Annotated in this window: 1 protein-coding gene; it reads right to left on the reverse strand. The window is 64.6% G+C overall.

Annotated features, from left to right (window positions below; genetic code table 11):
- Nucleotides 1–621: hypothetical protein (locus ACXWTF_RS13430; protein WP_461715494.1), on the reverse strand; the 621-nt coding region annotated here is incomplete at both ends.

A 621-nucleotide genomic window follows, 5' to 3' on the forward strand; every position in this document is an offset into this window, starting at 1 on the left:
GTCAAGCGGCATGGAGACGACTTGTTCCTTCGACACCCCCGCATCGAGGAGCATTTGCGCCGTGACGGGTGTGCGGTTTGTGGCCGCCAGCCGCACTTCTGACGCTGCCGCCTGCTGCTCCGGCGTCGGTGCGGGGACCGAATCGACCGCGAGGATCAATGCGCCCTCGCCGACCCGCTGAGAAGGTACTGCTTGCAGTGAAGCGGCTTTCTTCTGGTACTCGCCCGAAATCGGCTCCAGTGTTGGCATCGGGGCCGCCGGTTGGGCAGATAGACTCTCCACGGTTCCTCCCGGCCGTTCGGTGCTGATCGGCGCTACCCCCTGCGGCTGAACCGGGGCGGGGGCATCCGACGCGATGTGCGGCAGCGGGCGTTCGTCGACCGTCGGCGCCTCGATCGGCGCAACCGTAGCATCCGGCCTGACGTCTGTGCCGGCGCCAGGTGCTTGATCACTGTTATCCGTGATGGTGCCCTGCTCGATTGTAATATCTTTGACAACATTTTCTTTAATGCCCGCGGCCGTCTGCGCCGCCTCGCCTTTGACCTCGGCACCGAGGGCTGTCGTGTTCACGCTGCCGTCCGTGTCAAGCGGCATGGAGACGACTTGTTCCTTCGACACCCC

This window comes from Thiomicrolovo sp. ZZH C-3, assembly GCF_054862725.1.